Source organism: Neobacillus phoenicis, assembly GCF_047302305.1.
Lineage (GTDB): Bacteria > Bacillota > Bacilli > Bacillales > Cytobacillaceae > Neobacillus.
This window is the reverse complement of sequence record NZ_CP154847.1, coordinates 5,216,485-5,237,799: the sequence shown is the minus strand read 5'-3', so window position 1 is coordinate 5,237,799 and position 21,315 is coordinate 5,216,485. Positions and strand designations below refer to the sequence as shown.

General features: G+C 38.5%; 21 protein-coding genes. 10 read left to right on the top strand and 11 right to left on the bottom strand.

The window, feature by feature from the left end:
* The first annotated feature begins 10 nt into the window (after positions 1 to 10).
* From AA0X95_RS26685 to AA0X95_RS26665, 5 genes are all read left to right on the top strand, one after another.
* A complete protein-coding gene (locus AA0X95_RS26685) occupies positions 11 to 913 on the top strand; it encodes a LysR family transcriptional regulator (RefSeq protein ID WP_413303706.1) in 903 nt (300 codons plus the stop codon).
* Positions 914 to 1,125: 212 nt separating this feature from the next.
* The gene (locus AA0X95_RS26680; RefSeq protein ID WP_413303704.1) at positions 1,126 to 1,641 is read left to right on the top strand and encodes an acyl-CoA thioesterase; all 516 of its coding nucleotides are present in this window, start codon (positions 1,126 to 1,128) and stop codon (positions 1,639 to 1,641) included.
* Between the two features lie 24 nt (positions 1,642 to 1,665).
* Positions 1,666 to 2,037 carry a hypothetical protein gene (locus tag AA0X95_RS26675; protein ID WP_413303701.1) on the top strand — a complete coding sequence of 124 codons (372 nt, stop codon included), beginning with the start codon at positions 1,666 to 1,668 and terminating at the stop codon, positions 2,035 to 2,037.
* Between the two features lie 711 nt (positions 2,038 to 2,748).
* The gene (gene brnQ, locus AA0X95_RS26670; RefSeq protein WP_413303698.1) at positions 2,749 to 4,083 is read left to right on the top strand and encodes a branched-chain amino acid transport system II carrier protein; all 1,335 of its coding nucleotides are present in this window, start codon (positions 2,749 to 2,751) and stop codon (positions 4,081 to 4,083) included.
* Positions 4,084 to 4,179: 96 nt separating this feature from the next.
* Positions 4,180 to 5,649 (top strand): glutamate decarboxylase, encoded by a 1,470-nt coding sequence (locus AA0X95_RS26665; RefSeq protein WP_413303695.1) that lies wholly within the window; start codon positions 4,180 to 4,182, stop codon positions 5,647 to 5,649.
* Between the two features lie 484 nt (positions 5,650 to 6,133).
* Here the strand turns inward: AA0X95_RS26665 and AA0X95_RS26660 are convergent, their stop codons facing one another.
* Positions 6,134 to 6,601, bottom strand: a complete 468-nt coding sequence (locus tag AA0X95_RS26660; RefSeq protein ID WP_413303693.1) for a phage tail protein — start codon at positions 6,599 to 6,601, stop codon at positions 6,134 to 6,136.
* A 14-nt stretch (positions 6,602 to 6,615) separates the two neighbouring features.
* Positions 6,616 to 7,095 carry a GyrI-like domain-containing protein gene (locus AA0X95_RS26655; RefSeq protein WP_413303691.1) on the bottom strand — a complete coding sequence of 160 codons (480 nt, stop codon included), beginning with the start codon at positions 7,093 to 7,095 and terminating at the stop codon, positions 6,616 to 6,618.
* 109 nt (positions 7,096 to 7,204) lie between these two features.
* Between AA0X95_RS26655 and AA0X95_RS26650 the strand changes: the two genes are divergently transcribed.
* Positions 7,205 to 8,164: a helix-turn-helix transcriptional regulator gene (locus AA0X95_RS26650; RefSeq protein WP_413303689.1), complete on the top strand. Its 960-nt coding sequence runs from the start codon at positions 7,205 to 7,207 to the stop codon at positions 8,162 to 8,164.
* 83 nt (positions 8,165 to 8,247) lie between these two features.
* On the opposite strand, the gene AA0X95_RS26645 is transcribed toward AA0X95_RS26650, so the two are convergent.
* The 5 genes from AA0X95_RS26645 to AA0X95_RS26625 all read right to left on the bottom strand — a co-directional run bounded on the left by AA0X95_RS26645 (position 8,248) and on the right by AA0X95_RS26625 (position 12,844).
* Positions 8,248 to 8,607, bottom strand: a complete 360-nt coding sequence (locus tag AA0X95_RS26645; protein ID WP_413303686.1) for a hypothetical protein — start codon at positions 8,605 to 8,607, stop codon at positions 8,248 to 8,250.
* A gap of 190 nt (positions 8,608 to 8,797) precedes the next feature.
* Positions 8,798 to 9,778, bottom strand: coding sequence for an aldo/keto reductase (locus AA0X95_RS26640; protein WP_413303683.1), 981 nt, complete (start codon positions 9,776 to 9,778; stop codon positions 8,798 to 8,800).
* Positions 9,779 to 9,936: 158 nt separating this feature from the next.
* Positions 9,937 to 10,314 carry a MerR family transcriptional regulator gene (locus AA0X95_RS26635; protein ID WP_413303680.1) on the bottom strand — a complete coding sequence of 126 codons (378 nt, stop codon included), beginning with the start codon at positions 10,312 to 10,314 and terminating at the stop codon, positions 9,937 to 9,939.
* Positions 10,315 to 10,325: 11 nt separating this feature from the next.
* On the bottom strand, positions 10,326 to 11,036 hold the full coding sequence (locus tag AA0X95_RS26630; RefSeq protein WP_413303677.1) for an SDR family NAD(P)-dependent oxidoreductase: 711 nt from the start codon (positions 11,034 to 11,036) through the stop codon (positions 10,326 to 10,328).
* 725 nt (positions 11,037 to 11,761) lie between these two features.
* Positions 11,762 to 12,844 (bottom strand): nitric oxide synthase oxygenase, encoded by a 1,083-nt coding sequence (locus AA0X95_RS26625; protein WP_413303674.1) that lies wholly within the window; start codon positions 12,842 to 12,844, stop codon positions 11,762 to 11,764.
* Between the two features lie 370 nt (positions 12,845 to 13,214).
* On the opposite strand from AA0X95_RS26625, the gene AA0X95_RS26620 reads away from it, so the two are divergent.
* From AA0X95_RS26620 to AA0X95_RS26610, 3 genes are all read left to right on the top strand, one after another.
* Complete coding sequence (locus AA0X95_RS26620; protein ID WP_413303672.1) at positions 13,215 to 16,262, top strand: efflux RND transporter permease subunit; 3,048 nt, start codon at positions 13,215 to 13,217, stop codon at positions 16,260 to 16,262.
* Between the two features lie 266 nt (positions 16,263 to 16,528).
* A complete protein-coding gene (locus AA0X95_RS26615) occupies positions 16,529 to 16,867 on the top strand; it encodes a PadR family transcriptional regulator (RefSeq protein ID WP_413303669.1) in 339 nt (112 codons plus the stop codon).
* Positions 16,854 to 17,465 carry a DUF2812 domain-containing protein gene (locus AA0X95_RS26610; RefSeq protein ID WP_413303666.1) on the top strand — a complete coding sequence of 204 codons (612 nt, stop codon included), beginning with the start codon at positions 16,854 to 16,856 and terminating at the stop codon, positions 17,463 to 17,465. The genes AA0X95_RS26615 and AA0X95_RS26610 overlap by 14 nt, the downstream gene beginning before the upstream one ends.
* Positions 17,466 to 17,564: 99 nt before the next feature.
* Here the strand turns inward: AA0X95_RS26610 and AA0X95_RS26605 are convergent, their stop codons facing one another.
* Both AA0X95_RS26605 and AA0X95_RS26600 read right to left on the bottom strand, forming a co-directional pair.
* Positions 17,565 to 18,479 (bottom strand): phosphotransferase, encoded by a 915-nt coding sequence (locus AA0X95_RS26605; protein ID WP_413303663.1) that lies wholly within the window; start codon positions 18,477 to 18,479, stop codon positions 17,565 to 17,567.
* Between the two features lie 101 nt (positions 18,480 to 18,580).
* Entirely contained in the window at positions 18,581 to 19,264 is a 684-nt protein-coding gene (locus AA0X95_RS26600) for a DUF421 domain-containing protein (RefSeq protein WP_413303661.1), read from the bottom strand.
* A 196-nt stretch (positions 19,265 to 19,460) separates the two neighbouring features.
* Here AA0X95_RS26600 and AA0X95_RS26595 point away from each other — a divergent pair, with 196 nt between their 5' ends.
* Positions 19,461 to 19,745, top strand: a complete 285-nt coding sequence (locus AA0X95_RS26595) for a hypothetical protein (RefSeq protein WP_413303658.1) — start codon at positions 19,461 to 19,463, stop codon at positions 19,743 to 19,745.
* Positions 19,746 to 19,813: 68 nt separating this feature from the next.
* Here the strand turns inward: AA0X95_RS26595 and AA0X95_RS26590 are convergent, their stop codons facing one another.
* Both AA0X95_RS26590 and AA0X95_RS26585 read right to left on the bottom strand, forming a co-directional pair.
* On the bottom strand, positions 19,814 to 20,566 hold the full coding sequence (locus AA0X95_RS26590) for a hypothetical protein (RefSeq protein ID WP_413303656.1): 753 nt from the start codon (positions 20,564 to 20,566) through the stop codon (positions 19,814 to 19,816).
* 156 nt (positions 20,567 to 20,722) lie between these two features.
* The gene (locus tag AA0X95_RS26585; protein ID WP_413303653.1) at positions 20,723 to 21,298 is read right to left on the bottom strand and encodes a YitT family protein; all 576 of its coding nucleotides are present in this window, start codon (positions 21,296 to 21,298) and stop codon (positions 20,723 to 20,725) included.
* Positions 21,299 to 21,315 lie beyond the last annotated feature (17 nt).

Genomic DNA, 21,315 nt, shown 5'->3' with positions numbered 1-21,315 from the left:
TTTGATTTAATTGGAATTTAAACAATTGGAATGTTTTATCGAAGTTACACGTACTGGGAATTTTACTTCTGCAGCTCAAAATCTGTTCATTACGCAGCCTGCCCTCAGTAGAATTATCAAATCACTGGAGGATGAACTTGGTACACCCCTATTCATTCGTACAAGAAAAAAGATGATAGAAACAGATGCAGGACGTATACTAAAAAAACATGCATTACAAATTGAAAAACAGTTGAAGCTATTGAATTCAGAACTTGATAATATGCTCATGTTAAAAAAGAAAAATGTCCGTATCGGACTCCCTACGATTACCAATTCGTTCTTTTTTTCACAACTTATTGCCTCGTTCCATCAAGAATATCCAGAGGTAACATTTCAATTGGAGGAGGATGGATCTAAGCGGATTGAGGAGAAGATTGTCAATGATTTACTTGATTTTGGGGTAGTCGTTCTTTCTGAAGAAAATGATCTTTTCGACAGGTATATGTTTGTGAAAGAGAAATTAAAACTAGTTGTACCCTCATCTCATCGTCTTGCCGAGAAACAGGAAGTGCCATTACATGAGCTTAAAAATGAAAGCTTTATTATGTTCAACCGGGAGTTTGAGTTAAGAAATCTTATCATCTCTGCTTGCAGAGAAGCTGGATTTCAACCAATCATTATTTCTGAAACATCACAATTGGAATTTATTCAGGAACTGGTTGCTAATGATATAGGCATAACGTTACTTCCTGAGAGTACATGTTTGGAACTGAAAAATGATTTTAAAGCAATAAATGTAACCAATCCTGCAATTGAATGGAATCTAGCTTTAATCTGGAAAAAGGATTCTAACTTATCACAAGTTGTCGATGAATTTATCCGATTTGCAAAAATAAAGCTATCGACAGCTAATCGATATTATGATTTATAAATTGAATTCATTATTTGAAAGCTTCCCCAGGTTAGGGGAGGCTTTTTTGTTGTACCTATCTAGAAGCGCTTCCATACGGTTTTGTTATGAATACCATATCCTATCGGCATTGTATCTTTCCACTGTGGTCATATTATAATTGTCTTGCTAAAACTTTAATGCAGAAGTGGCTAACGCTTCAAAAGCATTTTATATATAGGGTGTGATCATAATTGGAAGCAAAAAAGGTTAAAGAAACGCGTGTTGTTCAAACCGACCAAGTACTTATTAACGATTTGAACAATTATCATACATTGTTTGGTGGAGTTCTAATGAAGAAGATGGATGCTTGTTCAGTGCTTTCCGCTCGCAGACATTCACGGGTAAAGGAATGTGTTACGGCATCGACAGACTCCGTAAATTTCCTTGAACCAATCCGAGTAAGTGATTCGGTCTGTATTGAATCATTTGTCAGCTATACCGGAAAAAGGTCGATGGAGATTTTCTGTAAAGTGATTGCTGAAGATCTTGAAACTGGACATCGAAGAATCGCAGCTACTGCTTTTTTGACTTTTGTTCCACTGGATGAAAATAAAAGACCTATAGAAGTGCCAGCCGTCATTCCAGAAACAGAGGAAGAAAAATTTCTTTATGAAACCGGAAAAGAACGTGAAAAAATTCGTAAACTAAAAAGAGAACAAAATAAAGAACTCGTGTCCAAACTTACATTAGATAAACCATGGGATTAATATAAATCAAAGGGGAGAAATGGTATGGTAATCGCATCAAGTTACAACGAATTGAAAAATGCACTAACAGCTATCGAAAATTTAAATGCAAAAAAACCATCTATTTATCAAAAATTTATTAGAATAATTAAACTGACTCGTCAATTTCAATATGGTTATCAATATATGGGCTCTTTATTAATGGATGAAGATACAAGTGAATCTCATCCAAAGTCTCAAGATGAATATGTATTGTCTGTCTATCATAGGGAAATTGAACAAATTAAATCAGACAATAAATTCTCTGATTTAAAACAGTTACTAAAAGCGTATAAACAGGTTAGCTATGGAAATATTAGCAAATTGGCATTAGGGGAAAACCCAAGAGCATTAGTTGGTCCAACTATAGTCCGTTAATACATGACGATTGCTTATATATATATCTAGAAGAAGTGGAGTCATCCAAATAGGGTGGCTCTTATTTCTTCGATTCATCCTATTTTCTTTTTAAAGAAAATGAAAAGGATAAAAAAACGCCGATTGATTTGTTAAGGTGAACCGTATCATAAATAAGTGCAAAATTTGCATGGCACAATCAGATTAAATAGTTGTAATGATAGATTCATCACGGATAAAAAAATAAGATTTCCTTTAAGCAGTCTTTATGGCTGCTTGTTCTTACCTTCAAGAACATTGCAGCTTAGGACTATTTGAGCTGATAAATAGACGGAAAATCTCCGCTTATTTTACTATCGCTGGTTACTCAATTGGACAAGACTTCTTAATTCAAGGAAGTGAGATGAAAATCATCGCGAGACGGGTTTTTTAAAAAAGGGTGCTTTGATTTTATTATTTCAAAAAAATCCAAGAGAACCTAATTTAGATGCGTTACAGTGAACCTTATTATAAATAGAGGCTGTTTTATAGTAGCTACAAATTGAGGTGATACAAATTTCTGTATCACCTTTTTATGTTGATTAATTTCGAAGGAGAAAATAATGTATGCCAAGGAGACTCTTTCTAATTTTGTGATACAAAATAGTATTTTTTCATATTCAATACTCAATATAGCGGATATTTGATAAAATAAGTATTTTCATATAACAATAATCAATTGAGGTGAATTGTTTGAATAAATTAACCAGTAAAGAAATCCTGTTAATTGGCTTAATGTTATTTTCAATGTTATTCGGTGCAGGAAATTTAATTTTTCCAGCCTATTTGGGACAGGCTGCTGGAGAAAACGTATGGCAAGCAGTTATTGGGTTTATTATTTCTGATGTGGGTCTTACAGTATTAGCTTTTATAGCGATTGCAAAATCAGGAACATTCGATGCATTAACTAATAGAGTTCATCCTATTTTTGCTTTACTATTCCCCATGGCAATTTATTTGTCAATAGGACCTGGACTTGCCATTCCGCGTGCCGGCAGTCTTGCCTATGAAATGGGAGTAAAACCCTTTTTACCCAATGCAATCGAGTCTTCACCGATCGCACTTTTGGTTTATACAACTGTATTTTTTAGTATTGTATTTTGGTTTGCAAAATCGCCATCTAAATTAGTAGACAGATTTGGAAAGATTTTAACACCTTCTTTATTAGTTTTAATCATGATCGTTTTTATCAAGGCTTTATTTACTGATTTATCTAGCTTTAGGGAAGCTACATTATCTTATAAAGAGAATCCCATCTCTCAAGGGTTTTTAGATGGATATCAAACTATGGATTCCATTGGTGCGTTAATTTACGGAATTATATTTACCAATATTTTTAAGAGTAAAAAAATAACCAAGCAATCATTACAAGTAAAATATTTAGCGATATTTGGACTTATTTGCGGCCTGCTTTTATCTATTTGTTATTTTATTATTGGATACTTAGGAGCTTCCGCCTCCATACCAGGAAAAGTTGATAATGGAGGGATTGTTTTAAGTACTGTATTACAGCAATTGTTCGGAAAGAGTGGAACAATTGTTTTAGGATTAATTTTTACACTAGCATGTTTATGTGTTTGTATAGGATTAATCACATCATGTGCTCAATATTTTTCAAATATTTTCCCGAAATTATCCTATATAAAATGTGCAATTTTTTTATGTGTGATCAGTGGTTTTGTAGCAAATCTTGGTCTCTCTCAAATATTAAAAGTATCTGTCCCAGTGCTCGGCTTAGTGTATCCAATGGCAATTACATTAATCATTTTAGGTCTATTACATGAGAGATTACCTTTTAATAATCGCCCCGTATATCTCATGACAATCGGCCTTGTCGGTCTATTTAGCTTAATTGAAATCATCAATTCGACATTTTTAAATGGTTTATATTCAGATTTATTATCAAATGTTCCTTTGCAAAATGAGGGATTCGGCTGGGTGATTCCTGGTTTTCTTGGTTTAATAATTGGAAGCATTTTTGAAAAATTAATGGTTAATGAGGAACCGACTGTTAAGAAAGCAGCATAATTACGAATTACCTTTTATTAGAATCGTCCCCTTGGTTTACCATCTGTTTTTTTGTGAATAATAGGATGGTTAAACAATAAATAAAGGAGGACTTGTATGCCACAGGGTAGAAAAGAAGAAGTTCAAAACGATGCATACGAAGGAAAAGGGGGCATGCCAGATAAGCAACAATGTCTACCGCGTCATGTGCAAAGGGAGCTGCCTCACGAATTTTCTGTGAATCCTCTGTTTGCCCGCGAAGGAGAATTAGCTGTTCCGCGCTTTCAAATGCCTGATGACGGCATGTTACCCGAAACAGCGTACCAAATCGTTCATGATGAAATTGCTCTTGATGGCAATGCCCGCTTGAATCTAGCAACATTCGTTAGCACATGGATGGAGCCTGCCGCAAAAGACTTATATGCCAAATCCTTCGACAAGAACATGATTGACAAGGACGAATATCCGCAGACAGCCGCAATTGAAGAACGGTGTGTCCGCATTTTAGCTAACCTCTGGCATGCGCCCAAACCCCTTACGACGATGGGCGTTTCAACAACTGGTTCTTCAGAGGCATGTATGCTCGGGGGGCTTGCGTTAAAGAGACGTTGGCAAAATGCACGAAAAAGAGAAGGGAAGCCGGTTAATCGACCTAATATCGTGTTTAGTTCCGCTGTTCAAGTGGTTTGGGAAAAATTCGCGAACTATTGGGAGGTTGAACCTCGTTATGTAAAGATTAGCCCAGAGCATCCCCATTTGGATCCTCAGGGGGTCCTCGCTGTCGTGGATGAAAATACAATTGGTGTGGTACCGATTCTCGGTGAGACCTATACCGGGCTTTACGAACCTGTTGCCGCCATTGCGAAAGCGTTGGACGATTTACAGGAGAGGACGGGCCTCGATATTCCTATGCATGTGGATGCAGCTTCGGGAGGATTTATAGCACCGTTTCTTCAACCAGACTTGGTCTGGGATTTTCAATTACCGAGGGTGAAGTCTATCAATGTATCTGGACATAAATATGGACTAGTGTATCCTGGTTTGGGTTGGATTATTTGGCGGGAAGCTGAAGATCTTCCTGAGGACCTCATCTTCCGCGTGTCCTACCTTGGCGGGAACATGCCGACTTTTGCCCTGAATTTCTCTCGTCCTGGCGCGCAAGTACTCCTGCAATATTACAATTACCTACGTTTAGGAAAAAGTGGGTATCATGATGTGCAAAGGGCTTCTCAGAAAGTCGCTCAATTTCTTAGTAAGGCGATTAAGGAGATGGAACCGTTCGAACTTTTGTCCGATGGTTCGGATATTCCGGTTTTCGCTTGGCGTCTGAAAGATGGTTACACAGTAAACTGGAATCTTTATGATTTGTCTCGACAATTGCGTGTATTTGGCTGGCAAGTGCCTGCCTATCCATTGCCGCCAGATATGGAAGAGGTGACTATTATGCGCGTAGTGGTTCGGAATGGATTTTCCATGGATCTCGCCCATATGTTTTTGATGCACCTCAAACAGGCCGTCGCCTTTCTGGATTCCCTGGACGGGCCTATGCCACATGATACGAAATGTGATAATGGGTTTCATCACTAAGTGGGGGCCAGACCCCATAGCCATTAGGTTAAGCAACCCACAGGTGAAATTAAGTATCCCTCCATTAAGAAATTAATTGGGGGGATTTTTTATGGAGTATAAGTCGACCAATAAGTATATTCTTTCGGTACCCGATCTGCTAAATAGACGGAGAAATTCCGCTTATTTAAAAATTATTAGTAAAAAAAGCTAAAATAGACGGAGAAATTCCGCCTATTGACTCGAAAAATGCGAAAATGGGGGATTTTTCTTTGCATAAGCGGAAAATCTCCGCTTATTTTCCTTCGAAAAGAGCACCATTCCGCATTTAAGCGGAAAATCTCCGCTTATTTTACAAGTGAGACGAGGGAGGGGTTTGATTAAGCATTTTTCCAATCCAAGAGAACCTCATTTAGATACGCCACTGTGAACCGTGTCATAAAGGATTTCTTTGCAAAAAACAGCACCCTCAAATTTGCTGGAGAGGTGCTGTATTGTTTTTACTTTAATATTCTCCTTTAATGACAAAAAACGAGCCCCGAATGGTTCCAGCTAGTTTTGACTTCTGCCTAGCAAACTTAAACTTCGCTTCTAACTCCTTAGGTATTTCCATCCCCTCAGAAAGCTTAAAACCAACCGCCCGCTTCGGCTTAGGACCATCAACCGTATACAAGACGTTGACTGAAAGACCATCCTCATAAAAGACGTAGGTCCAATTGATATTTTCCACTTGAAAACGCGATGTTTCTAACGGTTTGGCCGCAAACTCAATATCACGTTCCTCTTTCAAAATTCGATTCACATAATCAAGGGTCTCCTGACTTTCGCTAGCTGGTGTAACTGTAAATTCATGCTTGTATTTGTTCATAAAGTATCGGGCTTCATTAGCACGTAGACCAGCAAGCGATTCTGCTACAGGTGAAGACTCTAAACCAACCGTAGACACATTTTTAAAATCAACGATATAGGACAATTCCATCGCTCCTTTTATTTCCTAACAACAGGAATCCACATTTCACCAAATACTAAACCGTTTCGTTGCCCCATTATAACAGATGTATTTGGCCCGCCAACATAGGCAAAATTCTTTGCTTCCGGCAGGACTTGACCAAAGGCAATGCCAGTAACCAGATTACTCAACTCTTCAGCTGTCGCTGCTTCTCCTTTTACAACCAGGTATTCTCCCTTTGGAAACTGGATCATTCTAGTTGCTTCTGGTATTGATGCATCTGTCATAACGCCAGCATAATGCATCATCTTGTTATTCACCGCTTCATTCACGACAAAAATGTAATCATTTGTGGCTAAGGCTTTTAACTTATCAAGCGTACCATCTTCTTTGACGGCCGACCAAAAGTCTGCCTTTTCCCTGTTTATGCCAGCATAGTCTGTGTAATGGCTCTTAAGCTCAGTTCCAATCCCTAAAACGGTAAAACTATCTTTTTCTTCTAATGTATAATTTGCCATATTCAAACCATCCTCTTTTTTTAATATACCAAATGATTTGTCTTTTCACTTGATAAGTTTATAATAGTCTTTAATCATGTCAAAAAGTGATACTGTTTAGGAGATCCCGATGAAAAAAGTTGAACGAATTAATACCATCATGCGGTATATCAACAACCGCGCCAACTTTACCATTTCTGAAATCATGCGAGAATTTAACATCTCTCGTTCGACAGCTATTCGAGATATCAGAGAAATTGAAAGCATGGGGATGCCACTTGTCGCTGAGGTTGGAAGGGATGGGGGTTATTTTGTCATGAACAACTCTGTCTTGCCCACTGTCCGCTTTACCGATAATGAGATTAAAGCTCTATTTATCGCCTTTATGGCCACAAGAAATCAGCAACTCCCATATCTAAAGAGTCGTCAGTCTTTAGCTGAAAAATTACTAGGCCTCATCTCAGAAAATCAGCAGGAGGACCTTGTTCATTTAAATCAAATCTTGCTTTTTGAAGGGACCAACCCCAATAATCCCGACCTACTTGAACTGTCAGACCTGCCCCATCCTACGTTAGAAAAACTCATCCAAATCCTTCTTTTGGATAGCTACTTATTGATCACCATCCAAGAAGAGGTTTTAAAGTCTTATCCCATTTATCTCTTGCACCTTTATCATGAAAAAGGCATTTGGATGATTGACGGCTTTGACTTAATGGATGAAAAGAGGCTAATTGTCCCTGTGGATAATCTCACCGATGTCAAACAATATTCTACGAAAAATAGATTGAGTAAGAGAAAGATTTTAGAAAAACTAAGTAAGCAGGAAGAAGAGATTAACCTTGTCCTTGAACTTGGTCCAAGAGCGATTGCCCAGTTCAAAAAATACCACCCTTTAAAAATTTCAATTTCCTATACGAATCCATACCAAACCACAGCCATTCTTAAGACTTTTATCAATGTTACTAATCCCGAAGAATTAACCGAAATAACAAATTGGCTGCTTTTTCTAGGTGGGGATATCAAGGTCAGGGAAGTGCCTGTAGAACTTTTAGAAGGTTTACAAGAGAGATTAGGCTTATTTTGCCCATAAGCAGGGCTGTTAAAACCCCAATAAGTTTTGGGGTAATACAGCTAGGGGGCAAACAAAAAACTAGGTGAGAGCCACCTAGCTTTCTAAATAAATCTTTTAGCTACTTCAATTAATTTCTCTCTATGGAGGGTAATGTCAGAAACCTTATCAATATTTACGTAAGTCTTACCTTCATCGTTAAACTGAATATATTTCTGAGATTGATTAAATCCAAGTCTACAAACCCATCTTCGAATACTATTATCTACTAATATATTAAAGTAGCTAAGGTTATCGCGGTAACCGACACGTTCTTCTGCAATTGTTTCTTTTAAGAGAAGCTTTACGATAGCATAGCCCTCAATTTCTTCTTCAGTAGTAACTATTTGAGGCGCAGGAGCGAAGCGACGAGGAGGCTCCCCGGCACGCCCGCGGAAAGCGAAGCCGCCTGGAGCGGAAATCAACAGACAAGTTTAACAGAGCCTTTGTAGTAAAGATCTTTTTTTCTGTGGAACAGAAGGTGTCATAACTTAGCGTCATGAATGATGACAAATATCCTTTTAAATCTTTATAAACATAAAAATAACCTTAGGATAGCAAGGATCGCCCTAAGGTTATTTTTAATTATTGGATTATTTTAAATGAGAAACTTCATTACAAATTAACGCTGCTCATATCCGGATAACGTTCTCCTGCTGCCACACCTTTTGGAGCTACTTCATTAATGCGGCGAAGGTCTTCTTTGGATAATTGAATTTTAAGGGCTCCAATATTTTCTTCTAGATATTGAATTCGTTTTGTTCCTGGAATCGGGATAATATCATCACCTTGAGACAGAATCCAAGCAAGTGCCAGCTGTGAAGGCTGACAATCTTTTTCTCTTGCTAATTCTTTAATTTTATTCACAAGATCTAAATTTTTTGTAAAGTTTTCTCCTTGAAAACGAGGAGAAAAGCGACGATAATCATTTTCTGATAAGTCTTCAAATGTTTGAATTTGCCCTGTTAAAAAGCCTCTTCCTAAAGGACTGTAGGCAACAAATCCAATTCCAAGCTCACGGATAACAGGTAAAATTTCGTCTTCGACATCTCGGCTCCATAGTGAATATTCCGTCTGAATGGCTGTTATTTCATGTACCGTATGAGCACGGCGGATCGTTTGAGGAGCTACCTCAGACATGCCAAGGTAGCGTACTTTTCCCTCTTGAACTAATTCAGACATCGCACCAATTGTTTCTTCAATTGGAACATTAGGATCTACTCTATGCTGATAATAAAGATCAATATAATCTACACCTAAACGGGCTAAACTTGCATCACAAGCTTGTTTTACATAGTCTGGATGGCCATTAACTCCTAAAAATGATCCATTTTCTCCTCTTACAACTCCAAACTTTGTTGCAACAATAACTTGATCACGTCGATTTTTAATAGCTTGACCAACTAATTTTTCATTTTGGCCAGGGCCGTACATATCCGCTGTATCAAGGAAATTGATGCCCAGTTCGATGGCACGATGAATGGTTTTTACTGATTGATCATCATTTCGTCCGCTGTAGAAATCAGACATGCCCATACAGCCTAAACCAAGAGATGAAACCTCTAAATCAGATTTTCCAAGCGTTCTTTTCTTCATATTAAACATCCTCTCTGCTTAAATTAAGGTATAAAATAGTTAATCTTTTTAAATATCACCTTACTGTAATATTTTTTGGTCCAAGTTCTTTAGCGAATTCCGACCTTACTAAAATCTGCTTTGAAGGAACATGCTATTCCGCCAGAATCTCAAATTAGTTAATTTTCATAATGATTTTTTATCATTTCATGTTCTAATCTTGCAATTTTTTGTTGAATTTTTTTTAGATTTTCTTCAGTATCACGAATTTGTTGTAAAACAGTGATTTCGTGTTGTTTCATCATTTTTAGTCGTTGTGGGATGGTATCACTCCCATTCATTGACCTTTCAATAAATTGTTTAATCTCTTTTATTGGCATTCCAGTATTTTTTAAACATAAGATCATTTCTAGAAATTTAAGTGCATCCTCGTCAAAAACTCGATTTCCATTTTCAGTTCTTTTGAGAAAAGGTAACAGTCCTTGATTATCATAGTAACGTAATTGAGAAATAGATAAATGATTCATTTTTGCAACTTGTCCAATAGTATAGTTCATAGTATTTTAGATTACCAAGGAATAATCCCGTTTTTATCAAGGATTTTACCATTATAGTTTGTATCGCTTAAAGCATATTTAACAATGATTTGTGCACCTTCAGCAGTTGTTTTACCACCTGGAGCATTATTATTAAGATCCGTAGTTGTAAAACCAGGTGTAACACCTAAAATTTCAGGTCCATCCGTACCAAATTCTGTACCAAATGCTAATGTTAATGAATTAACAGCCGTTTTTGATGAATTATAGCCCAATATATTGAGTTGAGGAATTTCGCCATTCGCGAACATTGTTTGTGAAGCCATATCTGTCGTTACGTTAACAATCTTCCCACCCTGAGATTTTTTCACTAAAGGTGAGAAGGCTTGAATCATTAGGAATGTTCCAAAAAAATTAACATCAAATTCTTGCCGTAGTGTTTCTAGTTTTAATTCACTGGGTAAAACACCAAAATCAAGTGCAATTCCAGCGTTATTAATCAATAAATCTAAATGGTCCGTTACTTCAAGGATTTTATTTTTGGAGTTTTGAATGGATTGTGTGTCTGAAATATCAACTGGAACAAACGAAACATTTGACATCCCCAAGGATTGCACGGCTTTTTGTCCAAGTTCAGCATTGCGTGCTCCTAAAAATACATGATAATTTTTTTCAGCTAATTTACGCACAATTTCATATCCAATACCTTTATTAGCACCTGTTACAAAAGCAAATTTTGTCATATTGAGTTCCTCCAAATTTTATATAAACAAGATACAATTAAAAGGATACGGCCTAAACCTAAGTTGAGGTCAAGGTTTTTTTTATTATTATACGAAACTGATTTTTCCATAATATTAAATATTTTCGTTTATAAATCAATATTATTATCTTGCCATGCCGGTAATTTATTCGTTAGTTTTGAATGGTCAGTATTTGTGTGTTCAACTTGAATATGCTTATCCTAAATGAAGCTTGTGAAGAAACATAATGGCTAGAAACTTGTTTCTGTAATCTAGTAACCCCAATATCGTTGATAAGGAGTAACATGAGGACTTGGCTGGTATGGAAGAATAGTAGGAACCTGGTGGTGGTACTGTTGATGGTGAGTTGGGATTTCTTTTCCTTTGTGGCAGTCCTTGTAGGGACCTATATACGTTGTAGGCTGGACTGATGCAATGGTTTGTTCCCATTGATTTTCATCAAGACAATAGGGTATATGCCATGATCGAAGCAGGAGTGAATATTAGAATTCAGAGCCTAAAATCAATTCTGGAGTTGATGCATGTATATTCTATATTTGAAACCATACCTTGGACCTCTTTTCTTAGGCGTATTGGGCTTAATAGGCAAGTTATGCACATAGGATTAATTGGTGATTGTATAAAAAGAATTCGATTTAGCGCCGAAAAAATAAGCAACCTTAAGTTAGCCAATCATTAAGGCTGTTTAAGGTTGCTTTTATTAATCATTCATACGGTTTGAGTTGATAAAAATAGTTAGGTTTTACAATTTCATTATGATAATGATTATGGAAAATATGGGTGGCAGCAGGTGCTAATGGTGGGATTAGCCAAGTCCAATCCCCAGTAACTGACCGACCGTTTTCCATTTCCTTTTCTTCGAATAGCTTAAACTGCTGTGCAGCGGTATGATGGTCGACGATGCTAACCCCATCCTCCTTAAAGGAATGTAAGACAGCAGTATTCAGCTCTAATAGTGCCCGGTCCTTCCACAATGTGATGTTACTTTTAATATCTAGTCCCATTAACGAACCAATTTGAGGCAGTAGGTTATACTGGAATTCATCCGCTAAGTTTCGTGCACCGATTTCTGTGCCCATGTACCATCCGTTAAAGGGAGCAGCGGTATAAGTGATGCCGCCGATTTCAAGGCACATATCAGAAATCATAGGAACGGCATACCATTTTAATTGTAAGTCTTCGAACCACTCGTATTGCGGATGACGTATAGGAACTTCGAGTATTAGGTGTTTTGGTATTTCAAATAGGTGCGGAGTGTGATTGTTCACTTGAATGACTAATGGTAGAACATCAAATTTGCCATACTTCGGTTCCCACCCTAGGTTCAGACAAATCTCTGTAAAAGCTATGGAACCCGGGTCTCCAATTACGCCTTGTTCGGTCTTATATCCTGCGTAACGAACTAGTTGGTGATTCCAAATGCGAATCTTTTTATTTGGGGTTGCCTGTGGGAAAATCGTAATCGTTGGTCGGATACGCCCGCTATTCGTCGCATATTCCATGTGCTCAAATAAGGCATCACGTATTTCTTCTTCTGTATGTAAATGTCTTTGATCAATGACGTTTAAATGATTCCAAAATAATCTGCCGATGCAACGGTTGCTATTGCGCCAAGCTACTTTTGCTCCATATTCCAATTCTTCTAATGTATGTTCATAGAACCCATGATTTTGGATCTGTTGAGTGATCTCATATAGCCGATTTTCTTGCTCCTGGGCAGTTTTATTTACTTCTTTGTAAAAAGTACAAATAAATTCCGTTGCTTCCTTAAGTAAATCGTTGTTCAAGGTGAATCCTCCTAGGGTGATGATTTCCTTATCATATCACAATGTCGTTTTTGTAAGTGTGAGCGTAGCGTGAAAACTAATTAAACGTTTGATTAAAAACCTTGGAGCCCTTGATACGTAAGGGGTGGAGAAACTAATTAAACGTTTGATTAAAAGTTGTCTATACAAGAGGGGTGTATTCGAAAAACTAATCAAACGTTTAATTAAAACGCAGGAGCCCTTGGTACGGAAGGGTTAAAAAAACTAATCAAACGTTTAATTGGAAAAATATATATAAAAGTTTATGAATCTTCCAAATTGTGATGAAATAGTTCGTTCGTAATGGTATAATTTTCCTAGTTTTATAAATTAGTATTTTGGGAGGTTAATTATGACATGGTTCACTAAATGGGCATTGAGGAATAGAGCGGCTCTCGTTTTTTCCGTCATTGCCTCCATTATCTTCGGAATTTTTAATTATACTAGTATCCCCATGGAACTCATGCCGGCTGCAGACCAGCCATATGTTACGATTTCGGTAGTAGGTAACGGTTTGGACGCCGTCAGTATGGACGAACAGGTCACACAGCCAATCGAAAAGGCCTTAACGGGCATCAAAGGGAAACGAAATGTAGTGGCTGAAACAGGCAATAACTTTTCTCAGATGACGGTGACGTTTGAATCTGACACGAATTTGAAGGAAGCAAAGCAGCAGATTCAAGAAAACATCTCGATGGTCAATCTTCCAAATGGAGTCATGAAACCGTACGTTGTACTCCTCAATACATCGCAGATTCCAGTTGTCTACTTAGGACTAACATTCGATAAAGAAATCGGAAATAAAGAGCTGAACCTCGTCGACAATGACATCCTTCCTCTTTTTAAAGATGTTAAAGGGGTCGGAAACGTCATGACCTACGGCGGAAAAAATCAGCAGGTTTCGATCAAATTGGACACGGCCAAACTTGCCGCTGCCCAATTTCCTCTTGAAAAGCTGTATACAATCCTGCGAGGAAAAAATGCATCCGTTGCTGTAGGCGAACAAACCCTTAATAATCAAGAAACCAGCATCATCGTGACAGGGAAATTAGAAAGTCTTGAAGACATTCAGAACCTTCAATTAAACAGCAGCACCAAATTGAAAGATGTTGCTGACGTGGCGATGGAGAAGAATACTACCAGTATTACGCATATGAATGGAAAGAATTTTATTGAAATCGTAGTACAGAAAGATTCTACGAGCAATGCTGTCACCCTCGGTAAGCAAGTGGCAGAGTTAGCAAAGAAAATTAACGATGACTATAAAGGTACGTTAACTGCAACCATATTTATTAACTTAGCCGATACGGTTCTCGATTCTATTAATTCGATGACAAGAGAAGTGCTGACAGGAGCCTTATTTGCCACTTTGATTATCTGGCTGTTCCTGAAAAGTTTCCGCATGACTTTAATTACGATTGTCAGCATTCCGCTTTCTCTTTGTATTACCATGATTTTATTATCCTTCTTTGGAGTTACGCTAAACATTCTGACACTAGGCGGGATTGCCGTTTCCGTTGGACGACTCGTGGACGATAGTATCGTCGTGGTGGAAAACATCTTCCGAAGAAAACAAGGAAATGAACTGACACCGACCTTTATCGTGGAAGCGGTAAGAGAAGTAGCGGCTGCCATTACGTCATCTACTCTTACGACGGTAGCGGTGTTTCTTCCGATGCTACTTGCTTCTGGTAGTTTAAAAGATTTAATCGCGCCGTTTGCGATTACCATTACCTGTTCGCTGTTGTCTTCACTTCTTGTGGCATTAACGGTAGTGCCTGCACTCAGTGGACGATTGATGAAAAATGTCAAAACAAAAGAACACAAACCAGGAACCTTTTATCCTTCCATACTTCGTTGGTCTTTGAACCATAAATGGCTTCCAATTGTCCTATCGGTTGTTGTAGTTATTGGAGCGGTCGGATTGTTCGCCATGATTCCGAAGGGCTCGGTAGACCAGAAGGATAGTGCCTATCTTTCCGTTCTATTAAAGTACGAAAACGGGGCGAAATTTGATGACATACAAAATGGTCTTTCCAAGATGGAAACCCTTCTTTCCAATCAAAAAGGTGTGAAAAATAACATTGTTCAGGTCGGCAACAATGCGGATGCGGCGCAGTTTGGGGAACTTCAGGACGCCAATCAAGTCCAGTTCATGGTGTTTTTGAAGGAAGGGGCCGATTCCGCTAAAATCGTACAAGAATTGCGGAAAGCCAAAGATCAGTTCCCTAAGGCAGAGTTAACAGCGAATACAGCGGGGCTAATGGGTGAAAACAAAACCACTGTCTCCGTGGATGTGTTAGGTAAAAACGATTCGGATATTAAAAAAGCATCCGAAATCATCACAAAAAAATTAAACACCATCAAAGGTGTTCAAAAAGTGGCAACCAATGATGATATCAAAAAACCAACGGTGAAAATTACGGTGGATTCTAAAATCGCTAACGCTGAGGAGATTTCCGGGTCACTTCAAGCGATGCTGCAGCCGGCTGTCATCGGAACCATGAAAATCGAAGGACGTACCACTACGGTGAAACTCGGTGCCTTAAAGGAAATCAGTACATCGAGAGACTTGGAAAACGTAGAAATCATGTCACAAGACGGTCCGGTATTGTTATCAAAAGTGGCAAAGGTAGAACAGATCCAACAACCGGGTACCCTTTATTCCAAGGACGGACATCACTATCTTCAGGTGAGCGCAACGGTCGATCCGAAGAAAATGGTCGACGTGGCAGGAGAAATTAAGAAACAATTACTGACCTGGGAAAAAGACAATGCTTTTGGGGAGGGGACAAGCGCTGAAATCACAGGGTCTTCCATGCAGTCATCTGATGATTTGATGGAACTCGCAAAACTAGCCGTGTTCTCGATCGGAATTGTATTCATGATTCTTTTGGTCACCCTGAAATCATTCCGTGCAAGCTTTGCCATCTTGCTTTCCCTTCCGCTTGCTGCGATCGGTTCATTATTAGGACTAGTCGTATCTAAATCAAGCATTGATATCTCGTCGGGAATTGGCATGCTGATGCTTGTGGGTATCGTTGTGACGAACGCGATCGTCTTAGTGGACCGAATCCGCCATAACGAAGAAACCATGACTATTCGGGAAGCTATTATGGAAGCAGGAAGCGTCCGTCTTCGTCCTATCTTAATGACGGCACTTGCCACGGTATTTGCCATGGTTCCGCTGTTATTTGGACACGAATCAGCAATGAGCATGAATCTAGTTTCCAAAGGGCTGGCAGTCGTGGTTATTTTTGGCCTGATTGTGTCTACTTTACTGACACTGATTGTCATCCCAACGTTCTACGAACTGTTCCATTTCCGAAAGGCAAAGAAACAGAGACGAGATGGTTTAAAGAAAAGGACCGCAGAAAATCTTGACGGGTTCACGATTTAAATAACACAAAAAAACAGCAAATCCTGGTTTGCTGTTTTTTTGTGTTTTATGACCATTTCCATGTAATTAAATTGCTGAAACCCTTGGTACATAAGGGTTGGGAAAAACTAATCAAACGTTTGATTAAAAGTTGGAGAACTCGTTGGGTGGGCACAGGTTGAAAAATGTGTGTTTGTGTATTGATTTATACAGTCTAACTGTATAAAATGAAATTATATAGTTTGACTGTATAAAGAGGAACTGAATAACAGACACAGGAGAGAGTTATGAAGAGGAATAAACATTTGCCATTAACTGAAACCGTTTATTATATTCTTTTATCTTTGATGGAGCCGGCCCATGGTTATCTGATTTTGCAAAAGGTGGAAGAACTTAGTGACGGTCAAGTAAAGATGGCTGCAGGAACACTTTATGGAGCAATTGAAAATTTACTAAAGTTAAAATTTATTCACCCGGTGGATAGCCAAGACGGTAGACGGAAAGTGTACTTGATTACAGACTTGGGAAAAGAAATGTTGCGCCTTGATTTAGTAAGAATGCAGCACATGATGAAGGTTACCGAAGGGATTTTAAAGAATGAGGGGGGATACAATGAGAAAGTTTAAGTTTTTTTTAGATTTTGAAAAAGAAGAGAAATGGCTAAATGATATGGCAGCTGAAGGGTATGAACTCGTAGGAAGGTCAATGGGTTATCGCTTTCGTTCAGTGAGAACGGAGAAAGTGAATATTAAAATCGATTATCGGACCTTTAAAAAACGAACAGATTTCGCCGATTACGAAGCATTATTTGAAGATTGTGGTTGGAAGCATCTTGCTGGAACCAAAAGTTCCGGAGTTCAGTATTTTAAAAAGGCTAGAGAAGATGCAAGTGAAGATATCTTTTCAGATGTTGATTCTAAGGCAGGAAGATATAAAAGATTATCTGAGCTGTATTTATCGTTGGCTACATTATATTTGCCAATTTTCACGGTGTTAATCACGACGGGTTCAATTGATTTAGACAGTTTCCTTAATCCTAAATTGCTGTATTATACACCAGGGTTATGGGAAAAAACAGGTACTGATTTTTGGGGAGCATTTCTCTTTGAAACACCTTTTGCTTTTATGAGAGGGATTACATGGTCAATTTTACCCTTGATGATGGTTTTCTTTCTTTTCTTCGCTATTAGAGCTAATCGGCACTATCATAAGGTGAAAAAGTAAGCGAATGTGAAGGACGTTCCCTTTAATTTGTAAGAAGTAATCAACTATTTACGAGATGCAGGGCAGCCATTAGGACGTTGGCTGCCCTGTTTTATCTATTCAGTCTTCTAATGCCAAAAGCACCGTCGAACGGCATTCTTCCACCAAGTCTGTATCCTGCAAATCTTCCCCATATAAAAGAAGCACTAGGATTGAGTAAATGGCTTTAAACCTCGCCACCTTTTTTACTTCGGGTGGAACGTCACCATATAAGTTGAAAAATTGCTCCCTGCCTTCTATAGGTAGAAAACTATAAGCAATTGATAAATCTACTGCAGGATGTCCAATATGGGTATCGCCCCAATCAATCACTGCTGAAATCCTGCCGTTCTCACCCACAAGCATATTGCGGATATGTAGATCACCATGAACGAGTGTCTTCGTGTCATTCTCCAATGGCTTTTCAATGGTTGAGAGAAAGGATTGCAACAAATCCACAGCCTTTTGGTCAATTAGTTCCTTTAGCTTTGCTTTTTCAATATTGGAGGCAAGCATGGGCATTCTTTTTATAATATTAATTCTTTCAAGCTGGTCATATGGAACCTGCAGCTTTTGCGCCTCGGTTACAGGAAAATTATGAAGTGTTCGCAAAAATTGGGCTAATGGTTCAACTGACTGCATCCGCTGTTCTTTTGTCAGCCTGGCAGGTGTTTTTCCAGGTAGGATTTCGTAGCCGCCAAATGGCCACGGATAATCTCCCTCTGGTATCCCTTGATATTTAGGGTTTGGAATGGGGATGGTCAGCAATGGTTCAATCACAGGAAGAAGTCGGTTCTCGGTTTGAATCAAGTTAGCTGCGATTTCTCTTCGAGGAAAGCGAAACACGTATTGATTGTTCACGAGAAACACGGTATTATCAAAACCCTCGCCTAATACCTTCAGGCTTGCGGGTTTCAGCCGCGAGAATTGTTTTTCAATCATCCGTCCGGCTTCTTGTTCTGAAATGACTCGCTCTGGAGACCATGGCTGGCTCATTTATATCAACTCCAGTATAGTATGTAGCCTTTCATTATTATACCGTAGCGGCACTTTTGTGGACCCATACGAAACGAAACAATCCTCTCAAGACTGTTGCTTTAATGATCCTGATATAAATCTATGTACAAGTTCCCTTGCGTCCCGACTACAGCATATAAGATATCAGCTATCTGAATGTTCCTTTTTTGGAGTTCAGCGTGTAACCAATCTTCCTTATAAGGGGAGTTGGTCAGGTTTTCGTACAGTATGTTGCCGTTAATGACTAGTTCCACTGGAACCCTATGTGTTGCTGTGGCTATATTTAAATCCTTTCGTGTGATATGTTGGTACTCGGCTTTTTTTAATACAGACAGGGAGCCGCTTACCTCAAGTATTGCCCATTCGACTTCCTCAATGTTGAAGATCTCTTTTCCGCGTAACCCCTGTTTAAGCATATCTAATGAATACCCAATCTTCTTTAACGATTCCTCCATGATTTTGCCTTCGTGAATTAAGGTAGTAGGTTCTCCTGAAATCCATGCCCTTAAGCGGTGGTTTTTCACAGATAGGATGTTCAATGTGAAAATAACTAAGCCCATAATAACAAATGAAAGGATAAAGTAGAGGAACTTAATATGATTATTAAAGGCTAAATTCCCTGCAATGGTCCCCATTGTAATCGTAGCGATAAACAGATGGTATGTTTTTTGAAAAATGATCTGTTTGCCGAGCATATGTACAAATATCCATAAAATAATAAAGGCTGTAAAGGTTCTAAAGATTATTTCTAAAGATCCTGACATCACTTTTCTCCCTTGCAACGGACGACTGTTAGTTTGTGTTATTATGTTCTTTCTCAAGCGATTTATTCTGTTATGCCCTTTGTAAGCGGAAGAAAGTCGGTAAGAGAATATATTTAACTGATCAAAAAATTATAGTTTGCTAATGAATGGATAGAATATTGTTAAGATGCATAAAAATTTTTGAAGGTGTGAAATAATGGATTTTCCAACTATACATACGAATTTTTGGGATGCTGTCATTGCAGTTCCTTTAGTTATGTTGCTTACTCAACTAATAAAACTATTTCTGAAGGTGCCGAGAAAATTCATTCCAACGGTAGCTCAACTATTAGGATTAAGTATCTCCATATTTATAAGTCATCGGCATCACTTATTTGCAGGTATTTTTATGGGTTGGTTTTATGGCTCTGCCGCCGTTGGTGCCTATGCTTCATTAAAAACAACCATTATGGCCTTCAGAGGAAAAACTAACCATGAGTAATTTTTATAGATAATAATAATGGGATTGCTTATGCAATCCCAAACCTACCGTTCACCCATTTGAGAATGTCAAGCTTCTTGATAGGCATACGATTCTTTTAATAGCTGTTCCCAATGTTCAAAAAGCCCAATGGCACTTTGATAGTCATCGAGGTCCGCTTTATTATCTGCTTGTAGTTTTACTGTTAATTGACGGCAGGAATCTTCCCATTCTTCCAAGCTTTCGAGATCAAAGAGTTTTGAAAACCGTGGTTTCATATTTTCCCAATTTGCATAAAGGTTCATACACCAATTTAACAGTTCATCACGGTAGCGGTGTGGTTCCTCAAAATCCATATCATGATTGGATTCGAATTCCATCTCCTCTGGGAAAGCACTTGCTTCCATCGTGTTATCATGGGAGTGTGACTCCTCAGATTCAACCTCCATCATCTCATGGGAGTCAGGTTCCTCAAAGTCCATATGGGTTTCAGGCTCAACTTCCATCATCTCTTGAATAGGACCTGATTCGTAAAGATCTTCACGTTGGTCCAACTCCATAGGATGATCAAAATAAGCTTCCATCTCTTGGCGTGCATCTGTTTCACTTAGCAGCATTTCCCACTGTTCATATAAACGTAACGCAGTTTGATATTCACTGTAGTCCGATATGGAATCTGCCTGTAACTTCTCTGCTAATTGAAGGCAGGAACCTTCCCACTGCTCTAGGCTTTCCATGTCGAAGATTTGAGAGAACCTCGGTTTCATAAGATTCCAATTCGCATACATGTTATGACACCAATCCATCAAATCTTCGCGGTACTGTCTTTGCTCTTCTGTCATTTCGAAACATTCTCCTTACCCATGTTAGTTGAATTTTTTAAAAAGCATCCTCATTTTCACATTTATAACGAACACAATTTCATACTATGTACCACGATTGTCCCAGGATTAGACATATACCTATATGCCTTTTACAAAAAGGAGAGAGCCTTGAAGTTACGGTTGATGACCGGCAAAAAAAGAAGTGGTTAGGCCCACTGTAGTAATGGCCAGGCATGAGTAGAAGAAGCTGTCCATTGAAAGTACAGTAAAACCTGCTAAAACAATGAGTCCATCAATAACGATAATGACAAGTGCGATGTTCATGGAAAAGGTTCCTGAAATGATTTTCGCGAGTAAGTCGGTTCCTCCAGTGCTCGTCTCATATCGGAGCATTAAACCCACTCCCGTTCCGATAATCACGCCCCCTATTAATGCACCTGCAAGGTGGGAAACAGAGAATTGGTGTCGAAGGGGAGCGAGTAGATCGATAAACAAAGAAGAGAGTAACAGTCCTTGTAAACTGCTTAAAAAATATCCTCTTTCATTGAGTGAGGCGAGAATACAGATTGGGAGGCTTAAAGCTACCATTGTAATGCCTGTCTGAAAATCAAAGAAGTAATGAAGTATTAATGCGATTCCAAGGATTCCTCCATCAATTAAATAATTAGGAACGAGAAATCCATTTACCCCAATTCCTACTAACAAACTGCCAATAATAGTAGCCATTAATTTCTGAAGAATAACAATCACCTTGTCCTGTCTTTTTA

Coding starts and splice junctions, on each gene's coding strand:
- AA0X95_RS26675 (WP_413303701.1), top strand. CDS start 1,666: ATGGTAATCGCATCAAGTTACAACGAATTGAAAAATGCACTAACAGCT.
- AA0X95_RS26665 (WP_413303695.1), top strand. CDS start 4,180: ATGCCACAGGGTAGAAAAGAAGAAGTTCAAAACGATGCATACGAAGGA.
- AA0X95_RS26655 (WP_413303691.1), bottom strand. CDS start 7,095: ATGGCAAATTATACATTAGAAGAAAAAGATAGTTTTACCGTTTTAGGG.
- AA0X95_RS26650 (WP_413303689.1), top strand. CDS start 7,205: ATGAAAAAAGTTGAACGAATTAATACCATCATGCGGTATATCAACAAC.
- AA0X95_RS26640 (WP_413303683.1), bottom strand. CDS start 9,778: ATGAAGAAAAGAACGCTTGGAAAATCTGATTTAGAGGTTTCATCTCTT.
- AA0X95_RS26635 (WP_413303680.1), bottom strand. CDS start 10,314: ATGAACTATACTATTGGACAAGTTGCAAAAATGAATCATTTATCTATT.
- AA0X95_RS26630 (WP_413303677.1), bottom strand. CDS start 11,036: ATGACAAAATTTGCTTTTGTAACAGGTGCTAATAAAGGTATTGGATAT.
- AA0X95_RS26620 (WP_413303672.1), top strand. CDS start 13,215: ATGACATGGTTCACTAAATGGGCATTGAGGAATAGAGCGGCTCTCGTT.
- AA0X95_RS26615 (WP_413303669.1), top strand. CDS start 16,529: ATGAAGAGGAATAAACATTTGCCATTAACTGAAACCGTTTATTATATT.
- AA0X95_RS26610 (WP_413303666.1), top strand. CDS start 16,854: ATGAGAAAGTTTAAGTTTTTTTTAGATTTTGAAAAAGAAGAGAAATGG.
- AA0X95_RS26605 (WP_413303663.1), bottom strand. CDS start 18,479: ATGAGCCAGCCATGGTCTCCAGAGCGAGTCATTTCAGAACAAGAAGCC.
- AA0X95_RS26600 (WP_413303661.1), bottom strand. CDS start 19,264: ATGTCAGGATCTTTAGAAATAATCTTTAGAACCTTTACAGCCTTTATT.
- AA0X95_RS26595 (WP_413303658.1), top strand. CDS start 19,461: ATGGATTTTCCAACTATACATACGAATTTTTGGGATGCTGTCATTGCA.
- AA0X95_RS26590 (WP_413303656.1), bottom strand. CDS start 20,566: ATGACAGAAGAGCAAAGACAGTACCGCGAAGATTTGATGGATTGGTGT.